The organism is Paraburkholderia sp. BCC1884 (genome assembly GCF_900996225.1).
In the GTDB taxonomy this organism is placed as follows: Bacteria; Pseudomonadota; Gammaproteobacteria; order Burkholderiales; family Burkholderiaceae; genus Paraburkholderia.
In genome coordinates this window covers 131,974-146,484 of record NZ_CAAJGL010000101.1, presented here as the reverse complement: position 1 = coordinate 146,484, position 14,511 = coordinate 131,974, and the positions used below count along the sequence as shown (strand labels likewise).

Annotated in this window: 16 protein-coding genes; 4 read left to right on the top strand and 12 right to left on the bottom strand. The window is 63.7% G+C overall.

Features of this window, described 5'->3' with window-relative positions:
• Positions 1-10 precede the first annotated feature (10 nt).
• From FQ705_RS23050 to FQ705_RS22995, 12 genes are all read right to left on the bottom strand, one after another.
• Positions 11-505, bottom strand: a complete 495-nt coding sequence (locus tag FQ705_RS23050; protein ID WP_144144637.1) for a TadE/TadG family type IV pilus assembly protein — start codon at positions 503-505, stop codon at positions 11-13.
• Entirely contained in the window at positions 502-1,401 is a 900-nt protein-coding gene (locus tag FQ705_RS23045) for a tetratricopeptide repeat protein (protein ID WP_144144635.1), read from the bottom strand. The genes FQ705_RS23050 and FQ705_RS23045 overlap by 4 nt, the downstream gene beginning before the upstream one ends.
• Positions 1,398-2,360 (bottom strand): type II secretion system F family protein, encoded by a 963-nt coding sequence (locus FQ705_RS23040; protein ID WP_144144633.1) that lies wholly within the window; start codon positions 2,358-2,360, stop codon positions 1,398-1,400. The genes FQ705_RS23045 and FQ705_RS23040 overlap by 4 nt, the downstream gene beginning before the upstream one ends.
• Positions 2,357-3,331 (bottom strand): type II secretion system F family protein, encoded by a 975-nt coding sequence (locus FQ705_RS23035; protein ID WP_144144631.1) that lies wholly within the window; start codon positions 3,329-3,331, stop codon positions 2,357-2,359. Before FQ705_RS23035 ends, FQ705_RS23040 begins: the two co-directional genes overlap by 4 nt.
• Positions 3,328-4,722: a CpaF family protein gene (locus FQ705_RS23030; protein WP_144144629.1), complete on the bottom strand. Its 1,395-nt coding sequence runs from the start codon at positions 4,720-4,722 to the stop codon at positions 3,328-3,330. Before FQ705_RS23030 ends, FQ705_RS23035 begins: the two co-directional genes overlap by 4 nt.
• Positions 4,722-5,942, bottom strand: coding sequence for a CpaE family protein (locus FQ705_RS23025; RefSeq protein WP_144144627.1), 1,221 nt, complete (start codon positions 5,940-5,942; stop codon positions 4,722-4,724). Before FQ705_RS23025 ends, FQ705_RS23030 begins: the two co-directional genes overlap by 1 nt.
• A gap of 27 nt (positions 5,943-5,969) precedes the next feature.
• Positions 5,970-6,344, bottom strand: coding sequence for a CpaD family pilus assembly lipoprotein (locus FQ705_RS23020; RefSeq protein ID WP_144144625.1), 375 nt, complete (start codon positions 6,342-6,344; stop codon positions 5,970-5,972).
• Positions 6,345-6,369: 25 nt separating this feature from the next.
• Positions 6,370-7,803, bottom strand: a complete 1,434-nt coding sequence (locus FQ705_RS23015) for a type II and III secretion system protein family protein (protein ID WP_260854595.1) — start codon at positions 7,801-7,803, stop codon at positions 6,370-6,372.
• Between the two features lie 88 nt (positions 7,804-7,891).
• A complete protein-coding gene (gene cpaB, locus FQ705_RS23010) occupies positions 7,892-8,833 on the bottom strand; it encodes a Flp pilus assembly protein CpaB (RefSeq protein ID WP_144144623.1) in 942 nt (313 codons plus the stop codon).
• A 12-nt stretch (positions 8,834-8,845) separates the two neighbouring features.
• Positions 8,846-9,436 (bottom strand): prepilin peptidase, encoded by a 591-nt coding sequence (locus tag FQ705_RS23005; RefSeq protein WP_260854594.1) that lies wholly within the window; start codon positions 9,434-9,436, stop codon positions 8,846-8,848.
• The gene (locus FQ705_RS23000) at positions 9,433-9,609 is read right to left on the bottom strand and encodes a Flp family type IVb pilin (RefSeq protein ID WP_144144621.1); all 177 of its coding nucleotides are present in this window, start codon (positions 9,607-9,609) and stop codon (positions 9,433-9,435) included. The genes FQ705_RS23005 and FQ705_RS23000 overlap by 4 nt, the downstream gene beginning before the upstream one ends.
• A gap of 17 nt (positions 9,610-9,626) precedes the next feature.
• Positions 9,627-9,923 (bottom strand): hypothetical protein, encoded by a 297-nt coding sequence (locus FQ705_RS22995; RefSeq protein WP_144144619.1) that lies wholly within the window; start codon positions 9,921-9,923, stop codon positions 9,627-9,629.
• 268 nt (positions 9,924-10,191) lie between these two features.
• Between FQ705_RS22995 and FQ705_RS22990 the strand changes: the two genes are divergently transcribed.
• The 4 genes from FQ705_RS22990 to FQ705_RS22975 all read left to right on the top strand — a co-directional run bounded on the left by FQ705_RS22990 (position 10,192) and on the right by FQ705_RS22975 (position 14,312).
• The gene (locus tag FQ705_RS22990; protein WP_144144617.1) at positions 10,192-11,355 is read left to right on the top strand and encodes an HPP family protein; all 1,164 of its coding nucleotides are present in this window, start codon (positions 10,192-10,194) and stop codon (positions 11,353-11,355) included.
• An 87-nt stretch (positions 11,356-11,442) separates the two neighbouring features.
• Entirely contained in the window at positions 11,443-11,856 is a 414-nt protein-coding gene (locus FQ705_RS22985; protein ID WP_144144615.1) for a MarR family winged helix-turn-helix transcriptional regulator, read from the top strand.
• Between the two features lie 51 nt (positions 11,857-11,907).
• Positions 11,908-13,713, top strand: coding sequence for a chloride channel protein (locus FQ705_RS22980; RefSeq protein WP_144144613.1), 1,806 nt, complete (start codon positions 11,908-11,910; stop codon positions 13,711-13,713).
• Between the two features lie 224 nt (positions 13,714-13,937).
• Positions 13,938-14,312 carry a hypothetical protein gene (locus FQ705_RS22975; protein WP_144145756.1) on the top strand — a complete coding sequence of 125 codons (375 nt, stop codon included), beginning with the start codon at positions 13,938-13,940 and terminating at the stop codon, positions 14,310-14,312.
• The last annotated feature ends 199 nt before the right edge of the window (positions 14,313-14,511 follow it).

Genomic DNA, 14,511 nt, shown 5'->3' with positions numbered 1-14,511 from the left:
GGCGTGCTGGTCATTTTTCGTTCTGCACGAGGTAATTGCGTTGAAAAACCAGTGGCAACGGCACGCCGAAATATTTGGGCAAGCCGGTGAATCCGGTCGGCAACGAAACGGTGATCTGGTAGGACACGACATCGCCGAAGGCACCCATGTTCGACTGGTAGGTCGACGAGCCGATATTGCTGTAAGTGCCGTAGTTGAGCGTGTTGATCGAAACCGTTGCGCCGATTTTCTGCCAGCCGCTGAGCGCGTTCATGACGATGCCTTGTGCCTCGGTGGCACGCGTGCCGGTGGCGGGATTCGTCGTGGTCAAGCCAACCCGGGATGCGGACTGCGCAGCGATCTGTACCGAAGCGTCCACGATCATGTCGAGCGCGAGTTCTACCGTGCCCAGCACGAGGAAGAAAACCACCGGCGACAGGAACACGAACTCGATCGACGACAGCCCGCTGTCATCAGCAAGCGCTTCGATCAGCCGACGCCGCCAGGCCTGCACCGCTGCCTTCATCGCAGACTCGCGGCCTGAACCGGTACGCTCGGTACGGCCGCAATTTTCGGCGCCGCGCGCGGGGGTGCAAGACGCTCGCGCTGGATCTCGTAGAAGCGCAGGTTGTCCTGCACCGACGCTTTGGGCAAGTCCCTACCCAGAATTTCTGCGGCAGCTTCGTTGTTGCCGAGCATGCCGTAGGCCAGCGCGAGATCCTGGCGGGCTTGCGGCGGCGCAGCCGGGTAACGCGTCACGTCGAGCAGCACGTTCGCGCCTTCACGCGGATTGCCGCTCAAGACCAGCGATAAACCCAGATTGACGCTCAACATCGGATCGCCCGGATTTTTGGTGAGTGCGTCCCGCAGCGCGGCCTGCGCGCCCTGATGATCGCCCTTGAGGTCGAGCGCGGCACCTAGCCCCGCCAGCGCGATGGGATCGTTGGGCGTCACCACAAGCACGCGGTGATAGGTGGCAATGGCGTCGTCGAAACGGCGCTGATGAATCGCCACCCGTGCAATGCCGATTAGCGGCGCCGGCGCAGCCTGATCGATTTGGGCCGCGTGTTCGTAGTACACCCCCGCGCGCGTGAAGTCGCCCACTGCATAGAGCGTGTTGCCGAGTCCGGTCAGGCCGTCCACCGAACGCGGGTCGGCTTTGACGATCTTCTCGTAGAGCGTCGTCGCGAGTTCGAGGTTGCCCGAATCGAGCGCGGTATCCGCGATGTGAAGCTCGCTCATACTGCTGGGCGTCGAGTTGCGCATCACGGGCCGCGTATCGGAAACCTGTTGCATCGTCGTGGTACAGGCTGCGGTCGCCGCCAGCAGCGATGCGCCGCACACTAGCAGACCAGCGCGCAGGAGCCGGGCTCCGCGCGTCGGGAGCGTGCGTCGGGCGAAGGTGAAATGAGCGTTTTTCATTGTTTCGAAATGGCGTCCATCAATTGAATAACGGCCGGGCCGGCCGCGATCGCGACGACAGCGGGAAGAATGAACAGCATCATCGGCACGACCATCTTCGGAGCAAGCTTGGCGGCCTTCTCTTCGAGCGACACGATGTGAGCGAGACGTTCCGTGCGCGACAGCGTACGAAGTGCCTGCGTGATAGGCGTGCCGTAACGCATCGACTGGGTCAGCGTCGCAATCAGCGCGCTGATCGACGGCAGGTTGATGCGCTCGGCCAGGCCATACAGCGCGCGTGAGCTGTCGCCCGACAGTTTCAGTTCGTCGGCCGTCAGCGCGAATTCGCTCGCCAGCGGTGGGCAAATGGCGGCGAGTTCGTCGGCCACGCGCCGGATACTCACGCCGAGGCTGTTGCCGGCGTTGGTGCAGATCACGAGCAGATCGAGCGCGTCCGGCAGGCAAGCCGCCATGGCCTTGCGGCGTCGCGAGGCACGCAGCGAAATCAGCGTCTCCGGAACGATCATCCCGACGATGAACACGAAGACCATCATCAGGCCACGGAAGGCGGGGTACGCGCCGATGACCGGAATGTGCGAGCCCAGCATCACGGTCAACGCGGCACAAACCAGGCCGACCGCGAATTTGATGGCGAGCAGGATCGATACGGCGTTGCGGCCACGGTAGCCGCTCTGCAGCATTTCCTTCTGCAGCTTCAGACGGTATTTCGCATCGAACAGCGGCAGCCGATCGCCAATGGTCGCGAGGCGCCGCACCACGCGCACGCGCAAGCCGTTGCCCTCCTCCACTTCCTCCACGGTCATGCCGTTCGTACGCTGGGTCTGCGCGGCCTGCCGGGCGCGCTCGCCGATCCGTCCGCGGATTCCGCCGTGTTTGGTGGCCCACCAGATCGCGAGCGCGGCGAACAGCGCCAGCAGCATCAGCAGGTTGATCAGGGTTTGGACGTTAGCCGGACTCATCGCGACGTATCCAGTTTGGACATCTTGCCGATCACGATCAGACCGAAGACCATGGAGATCACACCGAACGTCAGAAGCTTCTGTCCGGAATGCGTGTTGAACAGGATGAACAGGTAATTGCGATTCAGGACATACATGGAAAGCATGATGACCACCGGAATCGACGCCATGATCTTGGTCGTGATGCGGGCCTCACCGGTCAGCGCCTTGGTCTTCTGACGGATCTCGCGCCGGGTACGCACGATCGTCGCCAGGCCCTCGAGCGTCTCGCCGAGTTGACCGCCGGTTTCACGTTGCAGCAGCAAGCACACGCAAAAAAACGAGAAGTCCGCGATTTCGATGCGTTTGACGGCGACCGCCAGCACTTCTTCGAGATCGAGACCGACCTGGAGCGAATCGCTCATCAGCTTGAATTCGTTGCGGATCGGCTCGACGCATTCGCTCGACACGGTGCCGATCACCTGCGTCACCGGGACACCCGCGCGCACCGCGCGCACGATCAGGTCGATCACATCGGGAAAGCCGTCGAGAAACCGCCGGCGAAAGCGCTGCACCAGAAAGCCATAGGTGCGCATTGCCGCAAACGTAGGCAGCACGCCAATCAGCAGGGGCTTGGCAAAGCTGGGCAGCGGCATGACGTTCGTCATGACCAGCGCCACCAGTTCACCCGCTACGCCCGCCGCGATCACCGAGCGAATGCCGTTCTTGCCCGCGACCGTACGCAGGCGCGCCGCCTTCGGGCCATACCAGCGACTGAAAATATTGTCCTTCTTGCTGGCCGTGAAGAGGTGTGCCTCGAGTGCCCTGGCGTCCTTGTTGCGGCCCACGTGCGCGAAGAAGGTCGCTTCCATGCGGGTCTTGATCCGCGCATGAGGCTGATTTTTTCGCATGTCCTGAACGACCAGCCACATCACGCCGAGCATCAGCACGATCAGAAAAACGCACACGGTTACGAGGTCGACCTGGCTCATGGCCGCATCGCCTCCAGCAAGGCTTCTTCGAGCCCGTAATAGGCCGCGCGCGCCGAGAAGGCCGGCCGCACCAGCGCGGACTCGTACACGCCCTTGACCTCTTCGCTATACGCACTGGCGTCGTAGCGGAACGTGAACAGATCCTGGGTGATGATGACGTCGCCTTCCATGCCGACGAGCTCGGTGATCCGCGTGACGCGACGCATCCCGTCACGCATGCGCTCGATCTGCACGATCAGGTGTACCGCGCTCGCGATCTGCCGGCGAATCGACAGCAACGGCAGATTGCCGTTCGCCATCATGACCATGCTTTCGAGCCGGGTGATGCCGTCGCGTGGCGTGTTGGCGTGGATCGTGGTCATCGAGCCGTCGTGGCCCGTGTTCATCGCCTGCAATACGTCGAAGGCTTCCGGGCCGCGCGTTTCGCCAAGGATGATGCGATCCGGCCGCATCCGCAGCGCGTTGCGCACCAGATCGCGCTGGGCGACCCCGCCCAGCCCTTCGGCATTTTCGGGCCGCGTTTCCAGACTCACGACGTGAGGCTGCACGAGTTGCAGTTCGGCCGCATCCTCGATCGTGATGGTACGCTCGCCGAGTCCGATGAAATGGGACAGGGCGTTGAGCAGCGTCGTCTTGCCGGAGCCCGTGCCGCCCGACACGATGATGTTCAGACGGCAGGTGCTCGCCAGCTTGAGCAGGTTGGCCATTTGCTGCGACATGTTGCCCTGCTGGGCCATGCGGTGCAGCGTGATATTGCGCTTCGAAAACTTCCGGATCGAGATGGTCGCACCGTGAATCGCCAGCGGCGGCAACACGACGTTGACCCGGCTGCCATCGGCGAGACGCGCATCGACCATCGGACTGCTTTCGTCGACGCGCCGCCCGACTCCCGCCGCAATCCGCTGCGCCACGTTGATCACGTGCGTGTTGTCGCGGAACTTGTAGGGCGTGAGTTCGAGCCGGCCATGTCGTTCGACATAGACCTGATCCGGACCGTTGACCAGCACGTCGGTTATGGTCTCGTCGGCGAGCAGCGGCTCGATCGGCCCCAGCCCGAACATGTCGTTCAACAGCTCACCGACAATCTGTCCTTGCTCGGCGATCGTGATATTCAGATGCTCGCGCTCGGCAATTTCCAGCACGAGCTGTTCGATGCCGGGCTTCATCTGCTCACGCGTGCGGCCCACCACTGCCGACGCGTTCATCAGACCGAACACGCCGGTTCGGATCGTCCTGAACAGATCCGAGCGGACCAGCGTCTCGTTGCCCTCCGGCGTCGTGACGCGGGGCGCGCTGGCCACGGCCGCAAGCGCTTCAGGCGACGCGACGGTGGCCTCGACGGCGGCGTCGTCCACCGACTCGGCCGTACGGATCTGTTTTTGCCCGAACATCAGCCTCTCCTGAGCCGGAGCTTCTGGAACAACGTGCGTTCGGCCGTCGCGTGTTGACCGGTCAGGTCATGCCCGATTCGCGTGATGTTCTGATTGAAACCGTTCGGCGCTTTTTCACGCGGCGCTTCACCGAGGTTTTCGGCGATCGCGATCGCCTTCACCTCGAACGGAATCTCGTACAGCGCGGCGCGGGAAACCGCCGACGTAAAGTCGGCGAGCTGAACCTTGCCGGCGCTGGCCGCATTGGGATTGTTCAGCAGCAGCGAGGTGGGCGGATTGTTGTCACGGTCCTCGATGAAGCGCAGCAGACGGATCGTCTCGCGCGTCGAGTGGACCGAGCGGTCCGCGACCAGATAGACGCGCGAAGCGAAATCGAACGCGTCGTTCGCAAGCGGACCCGTCACGTTGCCGACGTCGAGAATCACATAGTGAAAGCTGTCGCACAGCAGTTCGAGCACGCGCCCGAGCGCGCCCTCCTTGAAGGGCGCGGCGCTGCCATAGTCGAGCTCGGCGGACAGCATGAAGAGCCGCGAGCCTTTGGCCACGAGCGTACGTTCCACGTACTGCGGATCCAGACGGTGCACGTTCTGCAGCACGTCGCTCAAACCGTTGTTGCTCTGAATGCCGAGCATGCTGTTCGCCGCCCCGCCATACAGGTTCAGATCGACGTAAGCCACGCGCCGATGGGTTTCCTCGGCAAGGTGACGCGCCAGATTGAGCGCGATGGTGGTCGTGCCGACCCCGCCACGCGTTCCGGCGAAGGCGATGGTCTTGCCGGCGCGGGCCAGCATCACGGGACTGACCTTGCCCTCGGCGACGTTCACGGTGCGTTTGAGCAACTCCACCGTGAGCGGCTTGACCAGATAGTCGCGGATGCCGATTTTCAGCAGACTGCGGAACAGGCCAACGTCATTGCGCTCACCCAGCGCTACCACCTGAACCGAGGGCTCGCACACTTCGGCCAGCCGGCCGAGGTCGGACAACGGCATCGCCGAATCGTGCAGGTCGACCAGCAGGAATTGCGGCGAACGCTCGATCTTCGACAGATAGGCAATCGCGTCGTCGACGCCGCCGAGCGCGATGTGCGTATGCGGCATCGCCTGATCGAGCACGAAGCTGCGGAGCACCTGCTCGGTCTTGCGATCGCTGACGAAGGCAATGAAGTCGGCGACCCGCGCTCCAGCGTTGCTCTTCGTGAAGTTGAACTCAGTCGTGCTCATGGTGTTCTTCTGTGAGTGTCGCTAGCGTCACTTGGAATCGCGCGAGGTCGCCGTGTCGAGCGGAATCACGTGGCCGGTTTCATAGCGGTGTACGGCGCTCGCGGCAACCGCTGCATCGGCCGGACCGATCGGCTGCGGCTTGACCAGGTCCTGCGGATGCGCGACCTGCGCTGCGAGATTGGTGTAGGTCGCGCAGCCCCACTCCATGCTCGGGCGATGCCAGCCGGCATCGGTCAGCACGGACGGGCGCGCGAGGCTTGCGCAATCGGGCGGCAGGGCCGAGTGACCGTCGAAACCGATGGTCGACTGATCCGGCATGCCGCGCGGTGGCTTGAAGCATCCGCTGACACTCGCCGCGACGGTGCAGGCGAGAAGGAGCGTGAGAAGACGGACGGTTTTCATGATGATGTCGGGCTCGAGATGCCGCTCAATAGACGTAGCCGGCCGCGCCGACCAGACGCGGTTGGTCGGACGCAGACGCGCTATCGCCGGCCTGCCGCCCGTAGCTGTATTCGACGTCGCTGCTGGGCGAGACCAGCGATTCGAGCGGCGTGCGCAATTTCGACGGGTCGGTCGGCTCGACCAGATAAGGCGTGACCATGATGACCAGTTCGGTCTTGTTGTTCTGGTAGTTGGTCGACGAGAACAGCTTGCCGAGGATCGGAATGGAGCCCACACCCGGCACTTGCGAAATGATGTCGGTGGTATTGCTCTGCAGCAGGCCGCCGATCGCGAAGCTCTGCCCGCTGCCGAGTTCGACGGTGGTATCCGCACGCCGCACGCTCAGGCCCGGCACGGTGATGCCGCCGGTCGTCACGCTCACCGAGGTGTCGATCTGGCTCACTTCCGGGCGCACCTTCAGGCTGATGCGGCGATCGCTCAGCACAGTCGGTGTGAAATCGAGCTTCACGCCGAACTGCTTGAACTCGACGGAGATCGCGCCATTGGTCTGCGAGACTGGAATGGGAAACTCGCCGCCGGCGAGAAAGCTGGCGGTCTCACCGGACAACGCCACCAGGTTCGGTTCCGCGAGCACGGTCAGCAGCCCTTCCTGGTTCAACGCATCGACGAGCGCGCGAATGTCGACGTTGTTGGTCTTGAACGCGCCGAACAGCGAGTACGCGTTGTTGGTCGGCAGATTCACGGGATAGATCGTCTGGCCATTCGCGCCGGTGATCGGCTGGGTCAGGTTGTAGATCGGGCGTCCGCTGAAGACGCCACCGTAGAAATTGCCGACCGCGTTGCCCATCGCCTGCCAGTTGATCCCAAGCTGCTGCGTGACGTTGCGGTCCACTTCCGTGATACGCACGCGCAACTGCACCTGCAGCGGGCGGTCGATCGTCATGCGATTGATCAGGACTTCCTTCTCCGCCAGATACGGCGTGACCGCCTGGACCACGGCATCGGCCTCAGAGGAGTTGGCCGCCTTGCCGGACAGTTGCAGCGAGCCCTGGCTCGTACTCAACTGCACGTCCATGCCGGGAAAGCGCGCAGCGATCATGCTGCGCAGGCCGTCCATGTCGCGGCCGACGACGACGGTGCGCTGCAGCAGGGTCCTGTTCCCGGCGCCCAGTACGTAGAGCGTCGTCGTGCCGGTCTTCTTGCCGAGCACGAACACGGCGCGCGGCGACGGTACGTGGACGTCCGCCACGGTCGGATCGGCGACGAACACCGAACTGGCGTCCTCGTTCAAGCGCACCAGCGTGCCCTTGCTCGCGCTGATCGTCAGCGGTCCCGAGGCACTGGCCGAGGCCATGTCGGCCGACGGTGCTGCGGTTGCGCGCGAGGCGGCAGCGTGCGCTTTGGCCGCATGCGGCGGCGCCGCGAATGCGGGTGCGCCGCACGCGATCGCGCACGTCATGATCCAGGTTGCTTTGCGAAACTGACTGAACGGCATGTGACTTCTCTCTATCCTGGCGAATGGACCGGGTCCAGCGTGATGAACGGCTTCAGCGCCCCGGCGGGAGCGTCGGCAGCGGCGGCGTGTTCTCGCCGGCCGCGGCCGTACCCGGCGTCGAGTCGGATTTCTCGGAACCCCGGTAGATCGTCACCGACCGTGGCACCGCAACCGCAGGCGCAGCCGCGACCTGGACCGCATGCGATCGCGGCAGCTCGCGCACGGCGCGCGAGATGTCGCCGGCCCACACCGGCGCGGGCTGTACGGTGGCGGGCATCGAAGCGACCGGGTCGCGCGAGGCCGTCGCGAAACTGCGCAGCGCGAGCGACAGGCTGCCCAGGCGCGCCGCGACGGACACGACCTCGCCCATGCGCGGCGTGACTTCCAGCGTGACGGTGCGCACGGCGCGGCTGCCGATCGCGTCGGGCGTGTCGCCGCTCTTGGGTCGGCTGATTTCCGAGCCCACGGCCAGCACCCGCACGTGTTCGACGACGGTTTCGCTGGCGACCGCGAGATCGGGCGAATCGGTGCGGCGGTCCATCTGCTGCGTCAGCAACAGGTCGATGTAGTCGCCCGGCTGGATCAAACCGGCGTTGCCGGAGACGTCGTCAACGGCCACCGACACGGCCCGCATTTCGGGCTTGAGCGTGGCCGCGAGAAAACCAGGCGCGTTGGGCAGGATCACGTCGTCGGCCATCAGTACCGTGCCGCTGGTGGCCGCGTGCCGCAGCAACGCACCCTTCAGTTCGATGGCACCGGGAGTGCCGGAAACAATCGCGCCCGGCGGCACCTCGGCAACCGGCACGGCCTTCCATGCGAGGTCTTCGTCGCGCAGCAGCAGGCCTTGCGGCAGATCGGCAGCGCTGACCCGCACCTTCTGGGTATCGACGACCGGCTTCGATTGATGCGAGCCGCTTGCGACCACCACGCGCACGATCAGGGCGATCAGGAGGGCGCCGACGAAGAGCACGGCGAACTTAATGACGTTTGACATGGGGACGACGTCCTATCGCTTCAGAATCAAGGGCAGCAAGGCAGGCAACACGATCACAGCACCGCCGCCGACCGCGAGCGCTACGCCGTAAGGGACGCCGCGCGCACCCGAAAACATCGCCAGCATTCGCAAGGGCCGCGAAGGCTGGTCCGGATTCATGTTTCGCGTGGCAAGACTGATCAGGGACACCACCGTCCCGATCACGGAAATCAGCGTCAGGGCCGGCAGCGCGAGACTCAAGCCGACCCACAGGAAAATGATTGCGGCGAGCTTGGCGTCGCCGCCGCCCAGCATCCTGGCCGCGAACAACGCGGCACAGACGAGAAAAACGCCCAACGCCAGCCCCAGATGGGTGACCACCTGATCAAAGCTCAGGCGCAGGGTGAGCGCGTCCACGAAAAACAGTGCACCGACCGCCAGCACGACGCGGGTGGGCAGACGTCTGGAACGGACGTCGATGACCGCGAGCCAGATCAGCGCGCCCAGCACGGCAAGTCGGATGGCAAGAGACAGTAGGTGCACGATGGACGACGAATCGGAAAATGAAACAGGCGAGGACGAGGCCCGGGCCAACTGGCCCAGACCCCGGACACACGCGATCAACCAGCTGCGTTCGTGATCTTCGTGAACAGGTTGGTGAACATGGAGCTCACGCTGCTGGTGAAAGTTGCGCTAACTGCCGTCAGCGCGACCACGATGATGCCGGCAAGAATTGCGTATTCCATGGCGCTGACACCACGTTCGTCGCGTACGAATGCTTTAAGAAATTTGCTCATTTTTTCCCCGTAAACGGTTAGAAGACTGCCCCGGGAAGGCCAACAACCGGGATTGGCCAGCCGCATCCCGCGCCCTTCTTGCCCACATAATGGGAAAGGACGACAAAGCAGTGCTGCGTGATACGAGCCGGGACGGCCGGTGAGTGATCTAACGGCGAGTTGAGGAGGAACTTGAGCGATGCGCGCTGATTATTTTTAAGCCGGAGATACTTCGGAACCCTTGGCAATTTCCGAAAGACCGACGATGTGCGCGGTAAAACGTTTGCGAGGTCGTTTTGGCGCGGGTTGACGGTTAAAAAATCGTTGTCGGCCATGGAGCTACGTGCTTTGCCAACCGTAAGGAACGGAAAGAAAACCGAGGGTGACAAGCCAGCCACCGACCAGCAACCGGTAACTTCTTCTGATTCCTACGTTTTAAACGTCATGACGGATTGGCCATAAGCGATTGGCTCGTCGTCGAGCCTGGCATCGGAAATTTATATCACAATCGGATATAATCGCCCCCACCCGCTCATGCACGCACGACCCAGGCCCTGTCGCTTAGGCTCGCTGTCCCGTTCAACCCATCTGCGCGATTCGATCTTGCACCGCTCCACCCTCACACGCTGGCTCGCCCGCTTCGCCCCGCCTCCCATTGCCCTCGCCTGGAAGGAGCGCCTGCGCTCGTGCATCGGTGCGCTGATCGGCATTGGCTTCACCGGATCGATCACGTATCTGCTGCTGGGCTCGAGTGGCAATATCCCATTGCTGGTCGCACCTATGGGCGCCTCCGCCGTGCTGCTGTTCGCGGTGCCGTCGAGCCCGCTGGCGCAACCGTGGTCCATCATGGGCGGCAATCTGGTTTCGGCGGCGGTCGGCGTGGCCTGCGCGCACTGGATCGGCAACCCGCTGCTGGCGGCGCCGCTTGCCGTCGCGGCCGCGATCTGCGCGATGTTCATGCTGCGCTGCGTGCACCCGCCGTCCGGTGCGGTCGCGCTGACGGCCGTGCTCGGTGGACCGGCCGTGCACGCGCTCGGCTACCGTTTCGTCGCCGCGCCCATTGCACTTCAATCCGCAGCGCTGCTTGGTTCGGCGATCGTGTATCACGCCCTCACCGGGCACCGATATCCGCATTCGGCGAAGCAAAGCACCGGCATCGCCGACGCCGCCGGTCAGGCTCGGCCGGGCTTCACGCGCGCCGATCTCGACGCCGTGCTCAAGCGCCAGGGCGAACTGCTCGATATCGCACCCGACGATCTCGAATCGCTGCTGCGGGCATTGCAGCTGCAAACCTACGCACGCAGCTTCGACGAACTCACCTGCGCGAGCATCATGTCGCGCGAGGTAATCGTCGTCTCGGCTCAAACGCGTGCGGCTACCGCGTGGAGCATCTTGCAACGCCACGGCGTGAAAGCACTGCCGGTGACGGACGAGCAGCAGCACGTGATCGGCATCGTCACGCGAGCCGATCTCGCCGGTGCCCAGCGGCCATCCACGCTCACCCGGCTCAGGCACACACTGTTCGGCCGCAAGCGCGCCAGCGAATCCACCGTCGGCACGTTGATGACGACGCAAGTCCGCACGGTCGAAACCGCCACGCCGATCGCCGACCTGGTGCCGCTGTTCGCCGACTTTGGACATCACCACATTCCGGTGCTCGACAGTCGAACGCAGCAGCTCGCGGGCATCGTGACTCAGGCGAATCTGATTGCCGGCCTGCATCGCCAGCCGCGTAAGCAGGAACCCATGCAACATCGCGCCGCCTGACGCGGCCATGACATCGTCAACGGCCTCATTGCACGCAAATACATCACATCGTGATATAAATGCCATCTCTGCCTCATCGAGCTACCCATGAAGAAACCACGCCGCGATCTCGCCAAAAGCGATTTCGAACAGCTGTCCGAGTTCCGCTATCAGATGCGGCGCTTCGAACGCTTCTCCGAACAGGCCGCCCAATCCGAAGGCATCACGCCCTTGCAATATCTGCTGCTTCTGCACATCAAGGGCTATCCGCAGCGCGACTGGGCCAGCATCGGCGAACTGGCCGAACGTCTGCAGGCCCAGCATCACGGCGTCGTGGCGCTGGTGTCGCGCTGCGAGGCGCTCGGGCTCGTCAAGCGCAAAGTCAGCGAGACCGATCGCCGTCAGGTCGAAGTGCATCTGGAGAATCTCGGCGAAAAGACGCTGGCGAAACTCGCCGCACTGCATCGCGCCGAGCTGAAATCGCTCCAAGGCGCGTTCAACGTGCCGCAGATCGACCTTTAGTTTTCGTCCAGCCCTCCGCTAGCTACCCAATCATTTCGTGGCATCCCAATCATGACCACCGACACGCATAAACGCGACTTCGCCACCAATCGCCGGCTGCCCGGCATCGCCCTGCTTGCGGCGTGTATCGGCGCGCTCAGCACGCTGGCTGCTTTCGTGTTGCTGAGTCTGATTCACCTGTTCACCAACCTGTTTTTCTTCGGCTCGCTGTCGTTTGCGGATCGCTCGCCCGCGCACAACACGCTGGGCGGCTGGGTCGCGCTGGTGCCCGTGGCGGGCGGTTTGATCGTCGGGCTGATGGCGCGTTACGGATCGGAGAAGATTCGCGGCCACGGCATTCCGGAAGCGATCGAGGCAATCCTGTTCGGCAAAAGCCGCATGTCGCCGAAGGTTGCCGTGCTCAAGCCCTTGTCGTCGGGCATCGTGATCGGCAGCGGCGGACCGTTCGGCGCCGAAGGCCCCATCATCATGACGGGCGGCGCACTAGGCTCGCTGATTGCACAATGCGTGCGCGTGAGCGCGGCAGAGCGCAAGACGTTGCTGGTGGCGGGCGCGGCGGCGGGCATGACCGCGGTGTTCGGCACGCCCGTCGCGGCGGTACTGCTCGCGGTCGAATTGCTGCTGTTCGAATGGCGGCCGCGCAGCTTCTTGCCGGTCGCGCTCGCCTGCGCGGTGGCGGGCTTTGCGCGCGGCGCCCTGTTCGGTGCGGGGCCGTTGTTCCCGCTCGAAACGGCGCCACCCGGCGCGACCTCGCTGATCACCTGCGTGATAGCGGGACTGCTTTCGGGCGCATTGGCGGCGGGCTTGTCCGCCGCGCTTTACAAGACCGAAGATCTGTTCGGCAAACTGCCTATTCACTGGATGTGGTGGCCCGCGCTCGGCGGCCTCGTCGTCGGGATCGGCGGCTATTTCGAGCCACGCGCGCTGGGAGTCGGCTATGACGTCATCGGCGATCTGCTGCATCTGCATCTGGCCTTGCAGGTCGCGCTCGCCTTGTTGCTCGTGAAGGCCGTGATGTGGGTCGTCGCGCTCGGCTCCGGCACCTCGGGCGGCGTGCTCGCGCCGCTGCTGATGCTGGGTGCGGGTCTCGGCGTCGTCCTGAGCCATCTTTTGCCGGGCAGCGACCCGGCGCTCTGGCCGCTCGTCTGCATGGCCGCGACACTCGGTGCGACGCTGGGCGCGCCGCTGACCGCCATCGTGTTCGCGTTCGGATTGACGCACGATAGCAATGCGCTGTTGCCGCTGCTTGCGGCCACGCTGGTCGCGCACGGCTTCGCTACGGTGGTGATGCGGCGCTCGATCATGACGGAGAAAATCGCGCGACGCGGTTACCACATCTACCGGGAATACGGCGTCGATCCACTGGAGCGGCATTTCGTCGACGAAGTGATGACGCGCGATGTCCAGACGATCGATGCGGAACTTACCCTCGAGGACACGCTCTCGACCTGGTTCGGCCGCGGGCAAATGCATCGCGCGTATCCGGTGCTGCTCGATGGCAAGGTGATCGGTGTGATCGATCGCGCGACACTCGAGCGCGAGTGCGCAAAACAACCCACCGAAGCAGCTTCGACGACGCTGCTCGGCTTGCTACAGAGGCAGGCGCAGGAACCGGCTTTCGCCTTGCCGGGCGAAACCTGTCGTCTCGTCGCGACCCGGCTGGCGGTTCACGGGCTTGAGCGTATGCCGGTGGTCGATCACGCCGGCACGCGACGCATCGTCGGCATCGTGTCGCGTAGCGATCTGGTGAAGCCCTCGCTTGCCCACTTCGACGAAGAGCATAAGAAAGAGCGCTTTCGGCGCATTGCCCTGCACCCGTCAAAGCGACGCTTTTCGCCGACGCGACGCGCCGGCTGACTTCGCTTGCGGTGAACTGGCGAACAAGCGAACAGACGCGCGACTGAAGCTTTCCTACGCCTAACTTCGCCATCACTGACAGATACCACAGGCTTCGATTCCGAATATTTATTGAGACATAAACACGTGCAATGATCGCCGCCTGTCCGGCGCAACTCGCCGCGGCGCTGCACCAGCAGACGTCCCGGCAACGCCGCATTCCTTTGCGCTTTCATTTCGTCGACATGACTCATTTTTTGTTCGATATCCTCTCGAATCTTGCTTTACTGGCCGTCGTGCTGATTGCCTGCCATTTGCTCAATCACCTGATACCCGGCACCGCACTCGACGGCCGGCATGTTTTCACCGCACTCATGATCGCCGCGCTGCTATTCGACGCAGCACTGACATTTCTGGTATTCGCCGACGCTCGCCATCGCTACGGCGAGTTCAGCACGCCGGGGGCGTTTCTCGAACGCGCGAGCGCATATGGATTTGCCACGCTTGCCGCTTTCGCGTGGCGTTTCGTCGCGCGCCGCCTGCACGTCGGGAAAGTCCGCTCGCGCAAGGTGCTGGTCATCCGCACGTCGCCGTATTCGGAGTCGCATCTGCCCATGTGAGCCACAGCACGCTTTAGCGTCGCCAGGCATCAAGACATAGCCGCCAGCGCGCCTGTCGTTTCCCGCCAGGCATGGCGCATGGGTAACTGGAACGCTACTTGCGGATGCGCGCGCCGTCGCCTATAACTCCCGAAGACCGAGTGTTACCGTTTGCGCCCGTCGCCGGGCATTTGCCGCTGTATTGCACCACCGTCGTTCA

Excerpts from the sequence above, each read along its gene's own strand:
- FQ705_RS23015 (WP_260854595.1), bottom strand. The coding sequence starts at position 7,803 with ATGACGTGCGCGATCGCGTGCGGCGCACCCGCATTCGCGGCGCCGCCG.
- FQ705_RS23050 (WP_144144637.1), bottom strand. The coding sequence starts at position 505 with ATGAAGGCAGCGGTGCAGGCCTGGCGGCGTCGGCTGATCGAAGCGCTT.
- FQ705_RS23035 (WP_144144631.1), bottom strand. The coding sequence starts at position 3,331 with ATGAGCCAGGTCGACCTCGTAACCGTGTGCGTTTTTCTGATCGTGCTG.
- FQ705_RS22980 (WP_144144613.1), top strand. The coding sequence starts at position 11,908 with ATGACCACCGACACGCATAAACGCGACTTCGCCACCAATCGCCGGCTG.
- FQ705_RS22985 (WP_144144615.1), top strand. The coding sequence starts at position 11,443 with ATGAAGAAACCACGCCGCGATCTCGCCAAAAGCGATTTCGAACAGCTG.
- FQ705_RS23030 (WP_144144629.1), bottom strand. The coding sequence starts at position 4,722 with ATGTTCGGGCAAAAACAGATCCGTACGGCCGAGTCGGTGGACGACGCC.
- FQ705_RS23045 (WP_144144635.1), bottom strand. The coding sequence starts at position 1,401 with ATGAAAAACGCTCATTTCACCTTCGCCCGACGCACGCTCCCGACGCGC.
- FQ705_RS23020 (WP_144144625.1), bottom strand. The coding sequence starts at position 6,344 with ATGAAAACCGTCCGTCTTCTCACGCTCCTTCTCGCCTGCACCGTCGCG.
- FQ705_RS23025 (WP_144144627.1), bottom strand. The coding sequence starts at position 5,942 with ATGAGCACGACTGAGTTCAACTTCACGAAGAGCAACGCTGGAGCGCGG.
- FQ705_RS23040 (WP_144144633.1), bottom strand. The coding sequence starts at position 2,360 with ATGAGTCCGGCTAACGTCCAAACCCTGATCAACCTGCTGATGCTGCTG.
- FQ705_RS22995 (WP_144144619.1), bottom strand. The coding sequence starts at position 9,923 with ATGGCCGACAACGATTTTTTAACCGTCAACCCGCGCCAAAACGACCTC.
- FQ705_RS23000 (WP_144144621.1), bottom strand. The coding sequence starts at position 9,609 with ATGAGCAAATTTCTTAAAGCATTCGTACGCGACGAACGTGGTGTCAGC.
- FQ705_RS22975 (WP_144145756.1), top strand. The coding sequence starts at position 13,938 with ATGACTCATTTTTTGTTCGATATCCTCTCGAATCTTGCTTTACTGGCC.
- cpaB (WP_144144623.1), bottom strand. The coding sequence starts at position 8,833 with ATGTCAAACGTCATTAAGTTCGCCGTGCTCTTCGTCGGCGCCCTCCTG.